This window comes from Cutibacterium equinum, assembly GCF_028021195.1.
GTDB classification, from domain to species: Bacteria; Actinomycetota; Actinomycetes; order Propionibacteriales; family Propionibacteriaceae; genus Cutibacterium; species Cutibacterium equinum.
The window spans coordinates 2,135,048-2,154,638 of the sequence record NZ_CP115668.1; the positions used below are offsets into that span (position 1 = coordinate 2,135,048).

General features: G+C 65.2%; 17 protein-coding genes, 2 pseudogenes and 1 riboswitch. Of the genes and pseudogenes, 14 read left to right on the forward strand and 5 right to left on the reverse strand.

Translation table 11 applies throughout. The features are described from left to right. Positions 1–234 precede the first annotated feature (234 nt). Together O6R08_RS09720 and O6R08_RS09725 are read right to left on the reverse strand one after the other, a co-directional pair. A complete protein-coding gene (locus O6R08_RS09720; RefSeq protein ID WP_271417932.1) occupies positions 235–2,166 on the reverse strand; it encodes an ABC transporter ATP-binding protein in 1,932 nt (643 codons plus the stop codon). Next, positions 2,159–4,063: an ABC transporter ATP-binding protein gene (locus O6R08_RS09725; protein WP_271417933.1), complete on the reverse strand. Its 1,905-nt coding sequence runs from the start codon at positions 4,061–4,063 to the stop codon at positions 2,159–2,161. Before O6R08_RS09725 ends, O6R08_RS09720 begins: the two co-directional genes overlap by 8 nt. A gap of 236 nt (positions 4,064–4,299) precedes the next feature. Between O6R08_RS09725 and O6R08_RS09730 the strand changes: the two genes are divergently transcribed. From O6R08_RS09730 to O6R08_RS09745, 4 genes are all read left to right on the forward strand, one after another. Next, positions 4,300–4,776: a low molecular weight protein-tyrosine-phosphatase gene (locus tag O6R08_RS09730; protein WP_456298775.1), complete on the forward strand. Its 477-nt coding sequence runs from the start codon at positions 4,300–4,302 to the stop codon at positions 4,774–4,776. A gap of 64 nt (positions 4,777–4,840) precedes the next feature. Further along, positions 4,841–5,995, forward strand: coding sequence for a cyanophycinase (locus tag O6R08_RS09735; RefSeq protein ID WP_271417934.1), 1,155 nt, complete (start codon positions 4,841–4,843; stop codon positions 5,993–5,995). A 2-nt stretch (positions 5,996–5,997) separates the two neighbouring features. Further along, positions 5,998–6,690: a response regulator transcription factor gene (locus O6R08_RS09740; protein WP_271419356.1), complete on the forward strand. Its 693-nt coding sequence runs from the start codon at positions 5,998–6,000 to the stop codon at positions 6,688–6,690. A gap of 50 nt (positions 6,691–6,740) precedes the next feature. After that, positions 6,741–8,114 (forward strand): HAMP domain-containing sensor histidine kinase, encoded by a 1,374-nt coding sequence (locus O6R08_RS09745; protein WP_271419357.1) that lies wholly within the window; start codon positions 6,741–6,743, stop codon positions 8,112–8,114. 65 nt (positions 8,115–8,179) lie between these two features. Here O6R08_RS09745 and O6R08_RS09750 read toward each other — a convergent pair whose 3' ends face one another. Both O6R08_RS09750 and idi read right to left on the reverse strand, forming a co-directional pair. Next, on the reverse strand, positions 8,180–9,268 hold the full coding sequence (locus tag O6R08_RS09750; RefSeq protein ID WP_271417935.1) for a M23 family metallopeptidase: 1,089 nt from the start codon (positions 9,266–9,268) through the stop codon (positions 8,180–8,182). A 237-nt stretch (positions 9,269–9,505) separates the two neighbouring features. Further along, a complete protein-coding gene (gene idi / locus O6R08_RS09755; RefSeq protein WP_271419358.1) occupies positions 9,506–10,042 on the reverse strand; it encodes an isopentenyl-diphosphate Delta-isomerase in 537 nt (178 codons plus the stop codon). Here idi and O6R08_RS09760 point away from each other — a divergent pair. The 4 genes from O6R08_RS09760 (at position 9,947) to O6R08_RS09775 (ending at position 13,087) form a co-directional block, all read left to right on the forward strand. Continuing rightward, positions 9,947–10,234 carry a hypothetical protein gene (locus tag O6R08_RS09760; RefSeq protein ID WP_271419408.1) on the forward strand — a complete coding sequence of 96 codons (288 nt, stop codon included), beginning with the start codon at positions 9,947–9,949 and terminating at the stop codon, positions 10,232–10,234. The genes idi and O6R08_RS09760 overlap by 96 nt on opposite strands. A gap of 18 nt (positions 10,235–10,252) precedes the next feature. Then, on the forward strand, positions 10,253–11,455 hold the full coding sequence (locus O6R08_RS09765) for a MarP family serine protease (RefSeq protein WP_271417936.1): 1,203 nt from the start codon (positions 10,253–10,255) through the stop codon (positions 11,453–11,455). A gap of 215 nt (positions 11,456–11,670) precedes the next feature. Further along, positions 11,671–11,949, forward strand: a complete 279-nt coding sequence (locus tag O6R08_RS09770; RefSeq protein ID WP_271417937.1) for a YciI family protein — start codon at positions 11,671–11,673, stop codon at positions 11,947–11,949. Positions 11,950–11,986: 37 nt separating this feature from the next. Continuing rightward, positions 11,987–13,087, forward strand: coding sequence for an NADH:flavin oxidoreductase/NADH oxidase (locus O6R08_RS09775; RefSeq protein WP_271417938.1), 1,101 nt, complete (start codon positions 11,987–11,989; stop codon positions 13,085–13,087). A gap of 85 nt (positions 13,088–13,172) precedes the next feature. Here O6R08_RS09775 and O6R08_RS09780 read toward each other — a convergent pair whose 3' ends face one another. Then, on the reverse strand, positions 13,173–13,796 hold the full coding sequence (locus O6R08_RS09780) for a DUF1707 SHOCT-like domain-containing protein (RefSeq protein WP_271417939.1): 624 nt from the start codon (positions 13,794–13,796) through the stop codon (positions 13,173–13,175). 64 nt (positions 13,797–13,860) lie between these two features. Continuing rightward, positions 13,861–14,052, forward strand: a riboswitch (cobalamin riboswitch). Between the two features lie 112 nt (positions 14,053–14,164). On the opposite strand from O6R08_RS09780, the gene O6R08_RS09785 reads away from it, so the two are divergent. From O6R08_RS09785 to ppgK, 6 genes and pseudogenes are all read left to right on the forward strand, one after another. Further along, positions 14,165–16,636, forward strand: a complete 2,472-nt coding sequence (locus O6R08_RS09785) for a ribonucleoside-diphosphate reductase subunit alpha (RefSeq protein ID WP_333907893.1) — start codon at positions 14,165–14,167, stop codon at positions 16,634–16,636. Positions 16,637–16,872: 236 nt separating this feature from the next. Continuing rightward, on the forward strand, positions 16,873–17,136 hold the full coding sequence (locus O6R08_RS09795; protein ID WP_271419359.1) for a PH domain-containing protein: 264 nt from the start codon (positions 16,873–16,875) through the stop codon (positions 17,134–17,136). 134 nt (positions 17,137–17,270) lie between these two features. After that, a pseudogene (locus O6R08_RS09800) lies at positions 17,271–17,642 on the forward strand (PH domain-containing protein); the annotation flags it as partial. A 264-nt stretch (positions 17,643–17,906) separates the two neighbouring features. Next, positions 17,907–18,272 (forward strand): annotated as a pseudogene (locus tag O6R08_RS09805) (PH domain-containing protein); the annotation flags it as partial. Between the two features lie 69 nt (positions 18,273–18,341). Beyond that, entirely contained in the window at positions 18,342–18,608 is a 267-nt protein-coding gene (locus tag O6R08_RS09810) for a PH domain-containing protein (RefSeq protein ID WP_271419360.1), read from the forward strand. A 55-nt stretch (positions 18,609–18,663) separates the two neighbouring features. Beyond that, entirely contained in the window at positions 18,664–19,479 is an 816-nt protein-coding gene (gene ppgK, locus O6R08_RS09815) for a polyphosphate--glucose phosphotransferase (RefSeq protein WP_271417940.1), read from the forward strand. Positions 19,480–19,591: the final 112 nt, after the last annotated feature.

Consider the following 19,591-nt stretch of genomic DNA (forward strand, 5'->3'; position numbering starts at 1 on the left):
TCACGCAAACAACCCCGGCCCAGGATTTCCCTGGGCCGGGGTTGTTGTGTGCCTGGGGTCAGCCGAGGCGGGATCGGGGTCCGCCGACCTGGTGGAAATACCGGTTATGACCGTGGGTGCTGCCACCTCGCGTAGCAGCACCCCCCATCACAATCGCGAACACCACACACGGGCAGCGAGGCCGACGCAACCTACCGCCTCCAGGACCGAGGGTCCGCCGACCTGGTTGGCCGCTCAGGCGAGGGACTTCTGCCAAGCCTGGTGGAGCTCGGCGTAGCGTCCACCCCGGGCTTCCAGCTCGGCCGGGGAGCCATCCTCCTGAATCTGGCCGTGTTCCAACACGAGCACCCGGTCGGCGATCTCCACCGTCGACAGGCGATGGGCGATGATGACGGCAGTCCGGTCGGCCAGGATCGTGCGCAGGGCTCGCTGCACCAGACGCTCCGAGGGGATGTCCAGGGACGACGTCGCCTCGTCGAGGATGAGCACCGCGGGATCGGCCAGGAAGGCCCGGGCAAAGGCCACCAACTGACGCTGGCCGGCCGACAGGCGTCCCCCGCGCTGGGAGACGTCGGTGTCGTAGCCCTCGGGCAGGGCGCGGATGAACCCGTCCGCGCCGACAGCTCGGGCAGCGGCCTCAACCTCCTCGCGGGTGGCGTCGGGGCGTCCGAAGGAGATGTTGTCGGCGATGGTGCCGGCGAAGATGAAGTTCTCCTGGGTCACCATCGTCACCGCCCGACGCAGGTCGGCGTCCGACAGTTCCCGCAGGTCGTGGCCGTCAAGACGCACCTGCCCGCGCACCGGGTCGTGGAAGCGCGAGATGAGCTTGGCGATGGTCGTCTTGCCGGCACCCGTCGTCCCCACCAGGGCGACCGTCTGGCCGGCAGGAATGTGCAGGTCGAGGTCAGGAAGCACCTCATGCTCGGAGTTGTACCCAAAGGTGACGTGGTCAAAATCCACCGCTCCGTCGGCCGTCGTGAGCTGGGCGGGGTGTGCCGGCTCCGCAACCTCCGATTCCTGTTCGAGCACTCCCGACAACTTCTCCAGTGCCGAAGAAGCCGACTGGAAGGTGTTGTAGAACTGGCCGATGTCCTTGAGGGGCTCGAAGAATTGTCGCAGGTACAGCAGGAAGGCCGTCAGAACGCCGATCGTCGTCCAGCCGCGCAGGGCGAAGTAACCGCCGACGAGCAGCATGAGGCCGATGGTCATGTTGCCGATCAAGGTGATGCCCGGCATGAAGATCGCGAAGAGCCGCATCGCCCGGACGTTGATGCCGCGGTACTGGTCGGCCAGCTCGGTGAAGATCTCCTGGTTGCGCGGCTCGCGGCGGTAAGCCTGGACCGCCTTGATGCCGGTCATCGTCTCGGTGAACTGAATGATGACCTGGGCCGAGGCGTTGCGGACCTTGCGGAAGGTACGGCTCGACTCCGCCGAAAACCACTTCACCAGCAGGGACACGAAGAACAGCGAGGCCAGGCAGATGAGGCCCAGCCGCCAGTCCATGACGAGCAGCATGACCCCGGTGCCGATGAGGGTGAGCAGGGCCGAGACAAGACCGTCGAACCCCTCTCCCATGAGCTCGGCGATGGCGTCGATGTCGCTGGTCATGCGGGAAACGACACGCCCCGAGGTGTACGTGTCGTGGAAGGCGACATCGAGACCCTGGAAGTGACGAAACACCCGGCGTCGCAGCTCGAGCAGCACGTCTTGACCAATGCGTCCAGACACCCGCAGGAAGTAGATACGAGTCGTCACCTGGATCACCAGGACGATGAGCATGGTGATGACGGTGACAACGAGGTTGTGCGCCGAACCGCCGTGCATGAGAGGCGGGATACCCAGGTCGATGCCGCGGCGAACCAGGGCCGGGGAGGCGAGGCGGGCGATGTTCTCCACGACAATGGCCGCCAGCAACACCCAGACCACGGTCTTGTAGGGCTTGAGAAGGTCCCACAACAACGCCCGGGAGCGAGCCTTGAGCAGGCCGGCAGCCTTGACGGAAACCTCGTTGGCCTCCTCGTTGGCGACGCCGCGCCAGTCATCGGCGGTGCGCGTGGCCTCATCGGTGCCCTTGGCCTCAGCGGAGCGCTTGTCCTGTGCTGAGCGCTTCTGGTCGGCGGTGGTCTTCTCGGGAGTCCTATCGCCTTCTGCCACCTCGTCAGTCACGATCGGCCTCCTTTCCCGTGTTCGCCACATACTCGCCGGACATCCCCTGCTCGGCGTCATAGTCGGCGCTCAACAACTCCCGGTACTCCGGGACGCTCGCCAGCAGTTGCGAGTGCGTGCCAACGTGGGTGATCGTCCCCTCCTGCAGCAGGGCGACCCGGTCGGCCAGCAGGACGGTGGAGGCTCGGTGGGCGACGACGATTCCCGTCACCCCGACGAGGACCCGCTTCAGGGCTGCCTCAACAAGGGCCTCGGTGTTCATGTCCAGGGCCGAGAGGGTGTCATCGAGGACGAGAATGCGCGGGTTGACCAGTACCGCGCGCGCCAGGGCCAGACGCTGCCGCTGACCCCCCGACAGGCTCATCCCTTGTTCGCCGATGCGGGTGTCCAGACCCCACGGGAGGTCCCAGACGAACCCGGCCTGAGCAACGTCTATGGCCTGTGCGATCTCCTCCTCGGTGGCCTCGGGCCGGCCGAGGGTGAGGTTTTCCCGGACGCTCATCGAGAACAAGGTGGCGTCCTCGAAGGCGGTGGCGACGATGCTGCGCAGGTTCTCGACCTCGAGGTCGCGCACATCGACCCCGTCGATACGGATCGCGCCATCGGTGACGTCGGCCAGCCTCGGGACGAGGGCCGTCAGGGTCGTCTTGCCCGATCCGGTGCCGCCAACCAGGGCGATCGTCTCGCCGGGAGCGATGGTGAGGTTGACGTGACGCAGCACGTCCTCGTCAGAGTCGGGGTAGTGGAAGGAGACGTCGTCGAAGATGAGTTCGCCCTGCGGGTCGTCGAGGCGACGCGGCCCGTCGTGGATGGTCTCGGGGGCGTCGAAGATCTCGGTGATGCGGTCGGAAGCCGTCATGGCGTCCTGGGTCATCGACAGCAGGAATCCCAGCGAGGAGATCGGCCAGATGAGGCTGAGCATCAGGGTGATGAAGGCGACCAGGGTTCCCAAGGTGAGGTGACCGTGCGCTGCGGCGTAGGCGCCGATGGCCAACACGACGATGAGGGTGAGGGTCGGGATGGCCTCGAGGAAGGTCCAGAAGGCCGAGACCAATTTCACCCGGTTCAGGCTGGTCTGCCACAGGGTGGTCGCCTTGGCGTCAAACCCCTCGTACACGTGCTCAGACCGGCCGAAAGCCTTGATGACACGCAGCCCATGGACCGATTCCTCGACGGCTGAGGCGACGTCGCCGGTCTGATCCTGGATGGTGCGGGAGATTTTGACGTAACGGCGCTCGTTCCACAGGCACAACCAGACGATCGGGACCGCCGAGACCAGCACGACGACGCCCAGCGGCCAGTACATCCGCAGCAACAAGATCGTCACGACGACGATCTGGAAGGTGTTCATGATGATGAACAACAGGCCGAATGCGATGAAGCGGCGCAGCGTCGAGAGGTCGTTCATGATGCGGCTGAGCAACTGACCCGACTCCCACTGGGTGTGGAAACCCAGCGGTAGGCGCTGCAACTTGGCGTACATGTCCAGCCGAATGCCGGCCTCGACGCCCAAGGTGGCCCGCGCGACGACCCAACGGCGCAGGAACATGAAGAGGGCCTCGACGACGCCGACCCCAATCGCGGCGGTGCCCAGCACCCACAGACCACGGTGGTCGGAGTGGGCGACCGGGCCGTCAATGATGCGTCGGGTCAGCAGCGGGGTGACGATGCCGGCGATCGTCGAGAGGAAGGCGAAGACCACCATGGTGACGAACCGGCCAAGGTAGGGACGCATGTAGGTGCGGGCCCGCCACAGGTTGGCGAGTCGACTGCCGTTCGACGGGGGTGGGGCGAGGGCCGGTTCGCGGGTCAGTGCGTCGGCATAAAGGGTGCGAACTTCGTCGCTGATCCCGGCCTCGGTGGCCTGGCTGCTGTGTTCTGACGTCATGGTGGGCATGAATCTCCCGGCGAGATGGTCGATGGGCTGGTCGGTCCGCGAAGGGCGCGGGTGTGGTGTTCCTCACTCAGGGATTCATGGTTCGAGGATATTGCAGGTTGAGGCGCCAGTCTGCGATTCGATACAACAGACACCGATTGTCAGCCGACCCCGCCCTCGCGTCATCGCTGTCCACCGGAACCACGCCCCTGCCCACCTCAGGCAGACTGGACCCATCGTCTGTGGAAGGAACTCCTGTGAGCAAGCAGAACCCGCCCTCGGTCATTTTTGTGTGCTGGGGAAACATCTGTCGTTCCCCGATGGCCGAATTCGTTGCCAAGAAGATGTTGTCCGACGAGGGCCTGGAGGCCCGCATCACCAGCGCCGGTGTCAGCGATGAGGAGCACGGCTCACCGATGGACCCGAGAGCTGCATCAGTCCTGACGTCCCACGGATACCCCTGCTCGGGCCACAGGGCCCACCAGATCGACGAGTCCGAGATCATGTCGGCCGATCTCGTCATCGCCGCCGAACCGCGCCACATCACGATGATGAAGCGCATGGCACCTGAGGCCGACAATCTCCGCCTCATCCGTGACTATGACCCCAACTGCAAACCCGGCACATCCCTGCCAGACCCTTGGTACGGCTCGGCCGACGGATTCGAGGACACCCTGGCAGCCATCGAGGCCGCAATGGCCGGAATCGTTGCCGAAGTGCGCTCTCTGATCTGATCCAGTTGCCTGCCATCGCGCTGGTCCCCCAAGACCACTCGGGCCGGCACTATAGGCTGTCCCCATGAGTTTGTTCTTGGTCGGTGGAGGGTATGACGACTCACTGGCGGAGGTCTACGACGAGTTCGTCTCCCAGGCCCGCCATCACAACGCTGACGCTCCGGTTGCGGTCGTCGTGGCCGGTCCTGCTTCCGAGTCCGCCGACCACCTCGCCGAGCTGACGCACATCGTCACCTCCCGATGGGCGGACGCGAACATCCTCCCCATCCACCTCGATGGTCCGGGTACCGCCCCGACAATGGGCGATCCTGCCACCCCACTGTGGGCCACCAACGAGTCCTTCCAGCTTCCTGAGGGCCTGGACACCCTTGCCGGCATCATCGTCGGAGGCGGAGCCGTCCCCAGTTACATCAACGGTCTGGCACCAGCCGCTGAGCAACTCTCGATGCTGGTGCGCGGCGGTGCGCCGTGGCTGGGCTTCTCGGCCGGCGCGATGGCTCCCAGCATCACCGCTCTGGCCGGAGGTTGGCAGCTCCAGGGGCGCCGCGTGGGCCAGCCGGCAGGAGCCGAGGGATACGAGGAGGTCACCTTCGTCGAGGGTCTTGGCCTGGTCAGCCTGACCGTCACCACCCACAACGACACCCTGTCTGGCGACGGCCTCCTCATCTCCGCCGTCGAGTCCGGCCTGCTGTCCAGCGCTGTTGCCGTCGACGAAGGCACCTGCCTGCGCATCGACGCCTCGACCGGCCACACCGAGGTGATGGGACGTGGCCTGGTTCGCTGGTTCACCCGCGACGTCAACGGCGTCCTCGTACGTTCCCAACGCTCCATCACCCCAGAAACCACTCCCGCCCCTCACAAGCCCCGCTTCGACGGTCTGGCCAAGGTGGCGGCTGCCACCCGTGCCGCCCATGACAAGGAAGAACGCGAGAAGGCGGCCCTGCAGCGCGCCGAGGAAAGACGCCGTACGCGAGAGGCGAGGCCTGCCGCTGACCAGACCCCGGCCCCCGAGGACTCTCCCGTACCCGAGGACTCCCCCGTACCCGAGGACTCCTCCGTACCCGAGGACTCTCCCGTACCCGAGGACTCCGCCCTCCCCAAGGACTCTGCGACCTCGACGGAACCGGCCACAGAGCCCACCCCCACGACAGACCCGGTGACCCAGCCCACACCAGAGCCAGCCGCTGGCCCCACCCCGACGGAGGACGTCAAGCCATGAGCATGCACATTCTCGTCGTTGACGACGACCGCGCGGTGCGAGAGTCCCTCGCTCGCTCCCTGCAGTACAGCGGCTACGAGGTCGACAGTGCTGCTGACGGCGTCGAGGCCCTTGCCCACCTGTCCGGCAACCATCCTGACGCCGTCATCATGGACGTCATGATGCCGCGTCTCGACGGGCTCGAGGCCACTCGGATGTTGCGCAGCAACGGCAACGACGTCCCGATCCTCATCCTCACCGCCCGCGACGCCGTCGACGACCGTGTGGACGGCCTGGATGCCGGTGCAGACGACTACATGGTCAAGCCCTTCGCCCTGGACGAGCTGCTGGCCCGCCTCCGGGCTCTGACTCGTCGTTCCCGCCCTGAGCCGGAGCCCGCCGAGGCCCCCGAGCAATTGTCCTTCGCTGATCTCACCTTGGACCCAGGCACCCGTGAGGTCACCCGCGGCAACCGTCGTATCAGCCTGACGCGCACCGAGTTCGCCCTGTTGACCGTCTTCCTCCACAACCCGGAGAAGGTGTTGGAGCGCTCGTGGCTGCTGCACGAGGTGTGGGGATTCGACTTCCCGACGACGGCGAACTCCCTCGAGGTGTATATCGGATATTTGCGCCGCAAGACCGAGCACGATGGTGAGCCTCGTCTCATCCACACCGTCCGGGGGGTCGGCTACGTGCTGCGGGAAGCGAATTCGTGATCCGTCGTTGGTGGCGCAGCCTGCTGAATTGGCGCCCACTGCCACGTCGCATGACGATGGGGCGCCGGGTCAGCCTCCTGGTGTCGATTGCCGTGGTCATTGCGGTGGCGTTGACCTCCCTGTCTGCCTGGCTCATGACCCGCATCTCGCTGTACAACGAGCTGGACGAGCAGCTGACACGGATGGCCACGACCATCTCTCCGAGCGTCGCCGCCGACCCTCAGAACCTCGGCGGGCTGGAAGCCGGTTCTCTGGCGGCCACGAACACCACGCTCATCCTGGTGCGGGCCGACGGTCAGGTCACCACCGCCCCGGGGGCCGAGGTCACCGTCACCACCGGGGCGCAGGAACTTGCCGTCGCCCGTACTGGCACGGGTGTCAAGGCCCGCACCGTCACCGACTCCCGTGGTGTTCCGATACGCATCGTCGCAGTGCCGTTCACCTCCGACGGGGTGCACTACGCCCTCGTCGCAGGGCAGGACCTCACGGGCACCAAGGGCACTCTGGGATCATTGTGGATCGTCCTGCTGGGCACCAGCCTGGTGGGTATCGCGCTGACGGCCATTGCCGGATATGTGGCCGGCAACTCTGCCACCCGACCGCTACGCGACCTCTCCCGGGCCGTCCATCGTGTGACGGACACCGACGAACTCAGCCCCATTCCGGTCCGCTCCCACGACGAACTGGGAGACCTCGCCGTCTCCTTCAATGCCATGCTGTCGTCCCTGTCGAACTCACGGGAACGCCAGAAGCAGCTCATCGCCGACGCCTCCCACGAGCTGCGCACCCCACTGACCTCCATGCGCACCAATGTCGAGCTGCTCATCGCCGACCAGAACAGCCACATGCTCCCCGATCAGGCCCGCAGCGAGATCCTTGACGACGTTGCCGCCCAGCTCGGGGAGTTCTCCAGTCTCATCGGCGACCTCGTCCAGCTCTCCCGCGAGGACGCCCCTCCCCCACGGCCGCAGTATTTCGACTTGTCAGATGTTGTTTCGAAGGCTGTCGAGAGAGGGCGACGACGCGGCCCGAACCTGGAGTTCAACGTCCACCTGGAGTCCCATCCGATGCTTGGTGACGAGGCGACCCTCGAAAGGGCTGTGACGAACCTGCTCGACAATGCCGTGAAATTCTCCCCCGTCGGGGGCACCGTGACGGTGACGATGGAGGATGACACCGTCGTCGTCAGCGATGAGGGCCCCGGTATCGACGAGGCGGACCTGCCACACATCTTCGACCGGTTCTACCGCTCCGACCAGGCCCGCAACACCCCTGGCACCGGCCTGGGCCTGTCAATCGTGGCGCACACCGTCACCAGTCACCAAGGCTGGATCAAGGCGTCACGGGCTCCCAGCGGTGGTGCGATGTTCACCATGTACCTGCCTCGGGAAGAACCCCCGGCCGAGGAACCAACGGCCTCCTGAGGACCTCCCTCACCTCAGGCGGACGCAACCGAACTCCCGGCCGTCGATACCAGCACCTGGCGCGGTCAGTGGTCGGAATCGCTACCGCTCGCAGTGGCGATCTTGGTCGCGGTGGGGGGTGAGGACGTCCGCGAAGGGTTCGGCTCACGTGGTGTCGGCTTGGACTCGCGCGGTGTCGGCTTCGGTGACGTCGTCGCTCCAGGCTGCGAAGTGCTGGGGGATGGCGACGTGCCAAGGGTCGGCGAGGCTGCGGACGGCCTGGGAGCACTCGGTTGTCTGCTGGGGGCTCTCGACGGCGTGGAGCTGGGGTTGGAAGGGCTCGTCGACGGGGTTGCGGTGCCCATCGGATGCGGGGTCGGAGGCACCGGATCAGGATGGTGCAACTCGCCAGCAGGAACGGTCGCTCCCTTGATGGGCTTGAGCTTGTCAAGGTCCACCACAGCAGGCTTGCCGTTGAGCCACGGCAGCGGGTCGGTGAACTGCCCGTTGACAACGACCTCGTAGTGCAGGTGGCATCCGGTTGAGTAGCCCGTCGTCCCGGACAGGGCAACGGCCTGGTGGACGTCCACCTGCTGTCCCACCCGCACGCCGATCACCGACAGGTGGCTGTAGGTCGTCGTGACGTGCTTGCCAGCAATGACGCCATGATCGACCTCTACCCGATTCCCGTACCCGCCGACATAGCCTGCGAAGATGACCTTTCCTGGTGCGGACGCCCCCACCGGGGTGCCACACGGGGCTCCGAAATCGACGCCAGTGTGCAGCTTCCAGACGTGAAGGATGGGGTGGAATCTCATGCCGAATGGCGACGTGACAGGACCATTGAGAGGTTTCGACAGCAGGACCCCGGTCGGCTGGGCGACCTTTGACACCGACGGGCTCGGGGTTGGCGCATTCGTCGGAGCGACGGGTGCTGTGACGGCAGGGGCGGAGGACTGCGTGATGACGGGGTTTGGTGCGGTGGAACGGGACCAAGACGCCGGCCACACGGCGGAGGTGGGCTTGGACGTGGACTTGGAGACGACATGCTGATGGTCGGGGACGGCTTTCAGTCCCAGGTCCGAGGGCCACGCGGCGGCCACCGACACCCCGACAACGGCCACGCCAACAACGCCAGCGATGGCGGTCTTGACAGCCTTGCCTCGCGAGACCATGAGCAACCCTCCTCTACCCCGTCAGCATCATTGTGGTCTTCTTGAGTCCACTAATTCCACCTGGTGGATCCTTCGTCTCGGCATGTTCATCCACATGTCACCAATCCCAGCCACGGGGGTTTTCCACAGGCTTCTTGTGGAAAACCCCCGTGGCTGGGGAAAACACATCGGTGTCGTTCCCACAGCAGACGTCGAGGCCGGTGGACAACCCTCAACGATGCCGTGAGACATCGACGCTCAGCGCACGACGGGCAGTTCCGGACCGAGATCGAGCATCTGCTCAACGGCCCAGGGGCTCAGCAGGGCCGGCATCGATTTCGCCAGGCCATACATGTCCTGCCAGCCGACCCAGGCGATCTCCTCGACCTCGTCAGGGTCAGGATTGAGTTCGGCAAGTTCCTCAGGAAGGGACAACTGGGCGACGACGACCGGACACAGCTCATCCTCGACGATGCCGCGAGGATCCGTGGCGCGGTAGGAGAAGTCAGGCAGGACAACACGCATCCGACGCGGATCAAGGTCCAGGCCCAGTTCCTGATGGGTGCGACGCATCGCCGCGTCGATGATCGTCTCGCCGACCCGCGGATGCCCGCAACAGGTGTTCGTCCACACCCCTGGCCATGCCACCTTCGTCAGGGCCCGTCGGGTCAGCAGCACTCGCCCGCCAACGTCCAGGACATGGCAGGAAAAGGCGAGGTGGCGTGGGGTGTGCTGGCTGTGAACGGTCGCTCGGGGAGCGGTCCCGATGTGGTTGCCGTCCTCGTCGAGCAGGATGACGAGATCGTCGTGGACACAATCCGCGTCACAAGCGGGCATGGCCCCGCTCCCGCCATCGTGCTGACCCATGACGCCAAGCTACCAACAACCCTGAATTCCGCGAAGTCGGATGTGACCACGGCCCCGAAGTTGGTTGCGAACTGTTTTGAAGGCACCATTGAGGTGCCGTATTTCCCACGTCATCTGTGACCCTCAGACGGGAGAACCATGTCCAACGTGCTCGACACCATTCTCGTGGTGTACCTCGCCGGGCGTGCCATGACCGGGTGGAAGCGCGGAGCCATCGTCGCAGTGGTCAGCGTCGCCGGATTGGTTCTCGGGCTGTGGGCCGGTCTGTGGATCTCCGGCATCGTTGCCGAGGCATTCTTCGACGAGAACTGGACCTGGCTGGCGGAAGGAGCGGCGCGGGCGTGCATCATCCTCGTCGTCGCCAAAATCATCGAGGGCGTCTGCCTGACCATCGCCCGACGCCTCCGGAATGCCTCCACCTCAGCGCGGTTGGACACTGTGGACAGTGTGGGCGGCGCGGTGCTCCACGTCATCGCGAGTGCCCTGGTCATCACGGTGGCCGCGACAGCTCTGGCACCCGTCCTGCCACCGTCGTGGGCCTGGGCCATCGACGAGTCATCCATCGTCACTCAGACCAACCGCGTCATCCCGGAACAGGTCAACGACGCTGCCACCCGACTGGTCGGGCAGGCGGCCGACGCCTTCCCGAAGGTCTTTGCCGGCGACACCCCCAACCTGCTGCCGCCGGGGCCGGCCCCCGACGACGATGCTGTCACCACCGAGGCGGTGCGGCGGGCAGCCACATCGATCGTCAAGGTGAGGTCGCGCGCCCCGCAGTGTGATCGGGCCTCCGAGGGCACTGGATGGGTGAGCTCCCCTCACCGGGTGGTGACGAATGCCCACGTCGTCGCGGGGTCCGACGGCGTCACCGTGCAGGTGGGCGGGACTGGGGCTCGACTGCAGGCCAGCGTCATCGCCTATGACCCGGACGTAGATCTGGCGGTGTTGGCGGTTCCGAATCTTGATGCCCCGGCCTTGACGATGGCCTCGACCGTCAACAACGGTGACGCGGCGGTCGTGGCAGGATTCCCGCTGGATGGTGGGTACACCTTGGGAGCCGCGACCGTGGGTCCGTCGATCCAGGCCCGCGGCGAGAACATCTACGGCACCGGCACCGTCGTGCGCGAGATTCTCTCACTGCGTGCCACGGTGCGTCCGGGCAACTCGGGTGGGCCGCTACTGACGACCGACGGCAAGGTCGCCGGCACGATCTTCGGCAGGTCCACCAGCCAGCCGCAGACCGGGTACGCGCTGACGAACAACCAGACCCGCGCGTTCATTCGCGCTGTTGGGCCCAGCGACAACCACCCGGTGTCGACCGGCAGGTGCACCGTCGGCTGAACCGTTGTCAAAACCTTGGGCGGTCAATGTTCCCGCTGCCGTGCAAGACCGCGCACGTTTGCCGTCACCGTCCCCTGAATCACAGTCTGACAAGCCCTGATACCACCTCGGCAAGTGAGGTGTGCTGCGTATTGCCCGCCGTGACGCCCGGGGTGTGGATTTCTGGCGCCTTGTCGACCCTTCAGTCCTGGCCCACGCCCCAATAGCATTGGGCCATGGCAGTTTTCATCGTCGAAACCCATTACGACCCCGCCCATTCCGAAGAGCGCATGGCGGCACGTCCGGCCCACCTCGTGAACCTTGACAGGATGCTCGAGCGTGGCCAACTCGTCAACGCTGGCCCACTGGCCGACGGCAGCGGAGCGGTACTCATCTACACCGTCCCTGACCGTGCAGCCCTCGACCATCTGCTCGAGGCGGACCCCTACCCCAAGACGGCGGTCCAGGTGACGTCCGTGCGCGAGTGGACTCCGAACTATCACTTTCATCCGTGAGGCCCGTGAGGGTTGAGCAGCGTGATGTCATGGAGTCATGACGTCACCGCTGCTCTTCCAGCCCCTCACCCTTCGTGGATTGACGGTGCGCAACCGAGTCTGGTTGCCACCCATGTGCCAGTACGCAGTGGAGTCCCAGGATGGGATCCCGGGCACCTGGCATCTGGTTCACTACGGCTCCTTCGCTGTGGGTGGCTTCGGCCTCATCGTCGCCGAGGCCACCGCAGTGAGCCCGGAAGGGCGCATCAGCCCTTATGACACCGGGTTGTGGAATGACAACCAGATAGCGGCGTGGCGCACCGTCACCGATGCTGTTCACCAACTGGGCGGCACGATCGCCGTGCAGTTGGGCCACGCTGGCCGTAAGGCTTCCACCGAGAAGTGGTGGCCAGGATTCCACGGTGCTGTGGTGCCTCCCGAACGGGGCGGCTGGATTCCGGTCGGCCCGACTGACGCACCGGCTGACGGAAAGCAGTACGTCGGCCTGCCCGTGGCAGCCCTGGACGAGGACGGCATCGCGAAGGTCATCGACGACTTCCGCACCGCTGCAGCGCGAGCCGTGGAAGCCGGGTTCGACGCCGTCGAGATTCACAGCGCCCACGGTTACCTGCTGCACCAGTTCTACTCACCGCTGTCCAACACCCGCACCGACGGCTGGGGAGGTGACTTCGACGGACGTGTCCGTCTGCCTTTGGAGGTCGCGCGGGTTGTACGCGGCGCCATCCCCGACGACATGCCCCTGCTGGCGCGCCTGTCGGTCACTGACTGGCGAGACGACGGCTGGCAGGTCGAGGACTCCGTCGAATTGTCGCGTCGTTTTGCCGAGGCCGGCGTCGACCTGCTGGACGCTTCCTCGGGTGGTAACTCATCGGCACCCATCCCCGTCGCCCCGGCCTACCAGGCTGATCTGGCGGCACGGATACGCGCCGAGGCAGGGATTCCCACCGCCACCGTCGGCATGATCTGGACCGCAGAGCTGGCCGAGAAGCTGGTCGAAGACGGCAGCGCCGACGCCGTCATGGTCGGTCGAGCAGCCCTGCGTGACACCAATTGGCCGTTGCGCGCCGCTCACGAGCTGGGTGTTCCCAACGAGGACGCCCCGTGGCATCCGGCGAGGTTCCGAGGAGCCTGGCGCTGATCCTCGTCAACAAGCAATGGATTGTCACGGTGACGGCCCTGTCCCCCTTGGAATGACCCTTGTGAGCGGACCGGGCCGACGAACGTCAGCGATTCCATCTCTTTTTGTGCTTTGCGAACTTCTTGGATCCAGGGCCGAAGATGACGACGTCACTGAGGATGTTCGTCCCGCTCAAGGTGAGGACCGGGGCATCGGGGCCTGGCTGGGAGAGTCCGAGGACCTTGACTTCTCCGAGAACGTGCGACATCGAGTCCTCGATGCGCACCCCGTCGGGTACCAGGAGAGTCGCGTCGCACATGAAGATCGTCAGATCGATGGTGATGTGACGACTTGCCCACGACATGGACGTCAGGTCGAAGCACGGATCCCCCATGATGCCGATGACGTTGGTGTGCTTGGCCATCGTTCGTCCAGAGGCCCAGACCGTGTCGCTCATGATGCAGATCATGCGGTCGGTATCCGGGCCGGGAGCGACGCGCACGGGGTCTCCCTGATGGCCCACAGCGGGCAGGGCAATGTTCTCGACCGTCGCGCCCAGGTCAGAGAGCAACCCGCCCAGATCGCCATAGGTGCGGGCCTGCAAAGCAGCCTCGACGCGTTCGTCATGTTCATCGCGCGTGAGCTTTCCCTCGACCCACGCATTGTCGAGGATGTCCGTTGCCCGAGCGCGCTCAGCATCACCAATCCGCCAGTCGTCCGGGACCGTCATGGCGCAAGCCTACCAACGTCGGACTCCCCACAACATGCGTTGACTGTCCTTGATCAGCGTTCATATAGTGACCAGTGCACATGGTTCCCGTGTTCGCACGGGCCAAGAGGGAATCCGGTGAGAATCCGGAGCTGCCCCGCAGCGGTGTACGAGAACGACCGCCGTCATCACGCACTGTGCTTCGGCATGGGAAGCGACGGCCAGTAGGCAAAAAGTGCTCGTGAGTCCGAAGACCTGCCAGGTGTGGTCCCGCAACCGCGGGGCCCGGTTCGCGATCTCGCGGGAAGTATCGCAGCGTTCATGGGGACCAGTGTCCCCGCCGCATTCCGCCCGGTCGCGTGCCTACGGCATCGCACGGAGGAATTGCAATGAGCGCCGACCCCATTTCAACCATCCGCGTCCGCAAACGCGACGGATCCCTGGCCCCCTACGACGGCAACGAAGTCGCCGCATCCATCATGGATTCAGCCCGTGGGCTGGACGACGCCGTCGCCCGGGCAACCCTGCTGCAGGCTGAGGTGGAGATCACCCTGTTCGACGGCATCACCACCGATGCCCTGGACGAGGCCGTCATTCAGGTAGCCCTGGGCAATGCCAAGGACGACCCGGCCTTTGACACCATCGCAAGCCGTATCGCGGTCAAGAAGCTGTACAAGGAGGTCTTCGGCAACACCCATGACATCGTGGGTGACGTCGCCCCGGATCGGGTGCGCGATCTGCACCGTCTCTGCTTCCCGAGCACGATCAACAGTCTCGTCTCCGGCGGTCACCTCGACCAGCGTCTGGGCCAGGTCTTTGACCTTGACGCCCTGGCGGACGCCATCGACCCGACTCGTGACGACCTCCTCAACTTCACCGCCGTGCGCACCATCGTCAACCGTTACCTCTTGCGCACCGACAATCAGGCATTGGAGGTGCCTCAGTACTTCTGGATGCGCGTGGCGATGGGGCTCAGCCTGACCGAGGATGATCCGACCTCCTCGGCGCTGGCCTTGTATGACTCGATGAGCAACCTGCGTCACCTCGCGGCCGAATCGACCCTCGTCAACGCGGGAACCCCGGCTGGTCAGCTGTCCACCTGCTTCGTCATGCGCACCGAGGATGACCTCGAGCACATCGCTCGGACGATCCGTGACGTCATGTGGATCACCAAGGGCACCGGCGGCATGGGCGTTTCGATGTCGGATCTGCGCTGCGAGGGGTCACCGCTTCGCTCCGGCAACACCGCCTCGACTGGGCCGATCCCTGTCATGCACACCATCGATTCGACGCTGCAGGCAGTCTCGCGGGACGGGGAGAAACTCGGCTCGCTGTGCTTCTACATGGAGAACTGGCACATGGATTTCCCGCAGTTCCTCGATCTGCGGCGCGACTCCGGTGATCCTTACCGACGCACCCGCAACGCCGACACTGCGGTGTGGATCTCCGACGAGTTCATGAAGCGGGTCGCCAAGGACGAGGACTGGTACCTCTTCGACCCCGCCGAGACCCCCGATCTCACCGAGCTGACCGGGTCGGCCTTCTCGAAGCGGTACGCCCACTACATCGAGCAGGCCGAGGCCGGGGCGATCACGCGGTTCCATCGCACCACCGCCCGCGAGCAGTTCCGGGCCATCCTGGTGAGCCTGCAGACGACGTCCCACCCGTGGCTGACATGGAAGGACAGCGTCAACACCCGTGCGTTGAACAACAACACCGGGACGATTCACTCCTCGAATCTGTGCACCGAGATCTGCCTTCCCCAGGATCGCGACCACACCTCGGTGTGCAATCTGGCTTCGGTGAACCTCGCCGGGCACCTCGTCGGTCCGCGGGGGAAACGTCGCATGGACTGGCAGCAACTGGCCGCCACCACTCGCCTGGCGGTACGTCACCTGGACAACCTCGTCGACATCACTGCCTCGGCGGTGCCCCAGGCCGAGCGTTCCAATCTGGAGAACCGGGCCATCGGCCTGGGCGTCATGGGGCTGACGGACATGCTCGAGCAGGTGCGGGTGCCCTATGACTCCCCCGAGGCCTGCGAGATCGTCGACCGGGTGATCGAGTTCATCAGTTGGCACGCCATCGACACCTCTGTTGACCTGGCCGTCGAGCGTGGCTCGTACCCGATGTTCGAGGGCTCCGGCTGGTCGAAGGGAATGGTCCCGGTCGACACCCTGACCGTCCTCGAGCATGACCGTGGCATACCCGTTGACGTCGACCGGACGACGCGGATGGACTGGGACGGGCTGCGCGCCAAGGTGAGCCAAGGGATGCGCAATGCCACCGTCATGGCCATCGCCCCAACGGCGTCGATTGGCCTGGTTGCCGGCACGACCCCGGGCCTGGACCCGCAAGTGTCCCACGTGTTCTCCCGAACGAGCTCGGACGGGACGTTCCTCGAGGTCAACCCCAACCTCGTGGCCGACCTCAAGAAGCTCGGGCTGTGGGAGAAGGTGCGCGAGGAAGTGCTGCGTCACCAGGGCGATCCCAGTCAGATCGACGCCATCCCGGCCTCACTGCGACGTGTATACGGCACCTCCTCCACCCTCGACCCGATGGCCTACCTCAACGTGGCTGCCCGGGCCCAGAAGTGGGTGGACCAGGCCATCAGCCGAAACATCTACCTGGCGTCCCGGTCGGTCGGTGACATGGAGGACCTCTACACCGCTGCATGGCGCATGGGAGTCAAGACGACCTATTACCTTCACATGCTGCCCCGTCGCACCGCCGACAAGCCAGCGGTAGCGGTCGCCAAGGCTGCAGGGCGCCGCAACGGCCCTCGTCGCGGATTCGCGACCACAGTACGTCGCGACACCAGCGCCAAAGTATGCCTTGGGACTAGCATCACCCCTTGTTAATGTTGCGTGCCGTGGACGATCTCTTCAGCCCGCCAGGAGGCGAATGGCACCCGGTATCCCCGCAATTCGTGACCGTCAAGAGGCTCATGGTCTGCCTGACCTGGGGCATCCAGACAGTCATTCTCGCCGTCGTGCTGGGAATCTTCGTGACCTGGTGGGCTGGTGTCATCGCCGCCGTAGTTGGCTTGGTCCTCACCGGATGGCGGTTTTCGCGGATGCCGGCCGTCGTGGCTGCGATGGGCTGGTGCGAACGGGGAAGCGACCTGTGCATTCGCTCCGGGCCGTGGTTCCGGGAGATGGTCATCGTGCCCTATGGCAGGATGCAGGCCGTCGAGATCAAGGCTGGCCCCGTCGACCGGCACTGGGGTGTGGCATCCGTGGAGCTGGTCACCGCAGCGATGGCGACCAACGCCTCGATTGATGGTCTGCCCGCCGAGGAGGCCAAGGCCCTACGCGACCGGATCACGGAGATGGCCGAGGAGAAGGACGCGGCCCTGTGACCCCAGATCAACAGCGCCTCGACGAGGACCGACGCGACATCACCATTCCCCCCGCCCCGGTTGTCGAGCAGCCTGCGCCCGAGGGGGTCGTGGAGAGACGCCCACACTGGGCCACCCCTTTGGTGCGCGGCTGGATGGTCATCGCTGCCGCAGCCTTCATCCTGCTCAAGCAGTTGCTCCAGGACGGCAAGGACCTGCGCTCGTTGTCCGTCCGCGAACTGGGATTCGGCGGAAGCATCATCGTCGTCGTGGCCATCCTGCAGATCATTGTGGGAGCCTTCGTGTGGGCGACCACGAGGTTCCACATCGACGAGGACGAAGTGCGCATCGAGCACCGCTTCATCACCCACGAATCCGATCGGCTGGCCCTGTCCAAGATTCAAGGAATCGACGTCGTCCAGCCCTTCGCCGCCCGGATCGTCGGTCTGGCGAGCCTCAACATCGACGTCGGAGCGTCCGACTCCAAGAAGATCGAGTTCTTGAAACGTAGCGAGGCCTACGATCTGCGCGACCTGCTCATCTCGCGAGCACACCGCGACGCCGCCCCGTCTCCTACCGACAGTGCAGGTGACGGTGTCGGATCTCAATGGTGGGATCGACGCCGAGACGAGCACGAAATCGTCAACGTCACAGCCAAGCGAGCCCTCATCGCCGGGTTCTTGTCGATGACGTTCGTCTTCCAAGTATTGGCCCTGATCGCGTCAATCGTCCTCAGCGTCGCCGCCCATCAGCCTCTCGGTATTGCCGCCATCCTGGCCGTATCGCTGTCCATGATCGGGGTGGTGTGGAAGCAGCTCGACGCCGCGTGGAAGTTCCGTCTGCTGAGGTCGGCAGGTGCCCTCAAAGCCGTCCACGGTCTGACCAGCCTCACGACGCGCACCGTCCCGGTACACAGGGTGCAAGCAGTGGAGGTGGTCACGCCGCTGCTGTGGCGTCCGTTCGGATTGTCCCGTATCACAATGACGGTGCTCGGTGGCGCTGGTCTGTCGGACGTCGAACAGTCGACCGTTCTGCTGCCCATCGGCGACGACGCCCAGGTCCGCGCCGCCCTTGACGCCTTGTGGCCAGGGTTCCGGCTGGATTCGGTGCACCTCAACGGCATCCCGAAACGAGCCCGGTGGTTCCGCTGGTTCGACCAGAAGGTCATTGCCTGGGGGTTTGACGACGAGGTCGTCGTAACACGGCAGGGGCTGTTCAACCGCACCCTGAGCGTCGTCCCGCACGCCCGATCTCAGTCGGTACGGCTGGCACAGGGTCCGCTGCAGCGTCAGCTCGGACTGGCCGATGTGTCTGTGCACACCCCGTCGGGTCCGGTGACGGTGTCGTGTACCAACCTCGACGCATCGGATGCGCGCACCTTTGTCATGGGCCAGATGGACCGCACCCATGCCGCCCGGGCCCGGGAACTGCGCGACCCCGACCGGTCTCACCCTGGTCAGACGGACCCACTCGACACCGCTCACCATCGGTAACCGCCTCTGACCTCGGTCTCCCCTCCTTCCGCCACCACCCACTACCCTTGTCGCCATGAGCAACGTGCTGGGAATTGACGTCGGCGGCTCCGGGATCAAGGGGGCCCCGGTAGACCTCGACATCGGAGACTTCGCCGAACCGAGACTTCGTATCCCCACCCCTGAGAAGTCGTCCCCCGAGAACGTCGTCGCCGTGCTGCGCGAGATTGTCGACAACTTCGCCCCCACCATTGGCGACGGACCGGTCGGCATCTCCTTCCCCGCCCCGGCACGCCACGGCGTCATTCCCTTCATCTCCAACCTCGACCAGGGTTGGGCTGGTTTGCACGCCGAGAACTACATCAGTGAGGCCCTCGGCCGTCCCGTGACTGTCCTCAACGACGCCGACGCCGCTGGCCTGGGCGAGGTCCACTACGGCGCGGCGAAGGGCGTCCCGGGCGTCGTCATCCTCACCACCCTGGGTACTGGCATCGGGTCGGCTGTCATCAACAATGGCGTCCTGCTGCCCAACACCGAACTCGGTCACTTGGAGATCGACGGCCACGATGCCGAGAAACGCGCCGCGTCCTCGGTCAAGGACCGCAAGAAGATGTCCTACAAGGATTGGGCGACCAAGCGTCTGCAGCCCTACTACGAGGTTGTCGAGATGCTTTTCTCCCCCGACCTCTTCGTGGTCGGTGGAGGTGTCTCCAAGGATCACGAGAAGTTCTTCCAGTACCTCGACCTGGAGACACCGATCGTCCCGGCTCAGCTGTTCAACCGTGCCGGCATCATCGGCGCAGCTTGGCAGGCCCAGTGGCGTCTGGATCACCCTGACGTCAGCGAGGAGCAGGTCGCGCAGGCCGCCACGAAGGCCGAGAACGACGACTGAGACCTGAGTAACCCTGCATCACAGTCACGATCGCCCATCCGGAAAGGATGGGCGATCGTACTTCCTCCCGCTATCGCTGCGATCAAACCCGTGTACCACTCACTTTTGGTAC

Excerpts from the sequence above, each read along its gene's own strand:
- O6R08_RS09765 (WP_271417936.1), top strand. The coding sequence starts at position 10,253 with ATGTCCAACGTGCTCGACACCATTCTCGTGGTGTACCTCGCCGGGCGT.
- O6R08_RS09785 (WP_333907893.1), top strand. The coding sequence starts at position 14,165 with ATGAGCGCCGACCCCATTTCAACCATCCGCGTCCGCAAACGCGACGGA.
- O6R08_RS09745 (WP_271419357.1), top strand. The coding sequence starts at position 6,741 with ATGACGATGGGGCGCCGGGTCAGCCTCCTGGTGTCGATTGCCGTGGTC.
- ppgK (WP_271417940.1), top strand. The coding sequence starts at position 18,664 with ATGAGCAACGTGCTGGGAATTGACGTCGGCGGCTCCGGGATCAAGGGG.
- O6R08_RS09740 (WP_271419356.1), top strand. The coding sequence starts at position 5,998 with ATGCACATTCTCGTCGTTGACGACGACCGCGCGGTGCGAGAGTCCCTC.
- O6R08_RS09750 (WP_271417935.1), bottom strand. The coding sequence starts at position 9,268 with ATGGTCTCGCGAGGCAAGGCTGTCAAGACCGCCATCGCTGGCGTTGTT.
- O6R08_RS09735 (WP_271417934.1), top strand. The coding sequence starts at position 4,841 with ATGAGTTTGTTCTTGGTCGGTGGAGGGTATGACGACTCACTGGCGGAG.
- O6R08_RS09775 (WP_271417938.1), top strand. The coding sequence starts at position 11,987 with ATGACGTCACCGCTGCTCTTCCAGCCCCTCACCCTTCGTGGATTGACG.
- O6R08_RS09770 (WP_271417937.1), top strand. The coding sequence starts at position 11,671 with ATGGCAGTTTTCATCGTCGAAACCCATTACGACCCCGCCCATTCCGAA.
- O6R08_RS09725 (WP_271417933.1), bottom strand. The coding sequence starts at position 4,063 with ATGCCCACCATGACGTCAGAACACAGCAGCCAGGCCACCGAGGCCGGG.
- O6R08_RS09780 (WP_271417939.1), bottom strand. The coding sequence starts at position 13,796 with ATGACGGTCCCGGACGACTGGCGGATTGGTGATGCTGAGCGCGCTCGG.
- O6R08_RS09795 (WP_271419359.1), top strand. The coding sequence starts at position 16,873 with ATGGGCTGGTGCGAACGGGGAAGCGACCTGTGCATTCGCTCCGGGCCG.
- O6R08_RS09760 (WP_271419408.1), top strand. The coding sequence starts at position 9,947 with ATGGCAGGAAAAGGCGAGGTGGCGTGGGGTGTGCTGGCTGTGAACGGT.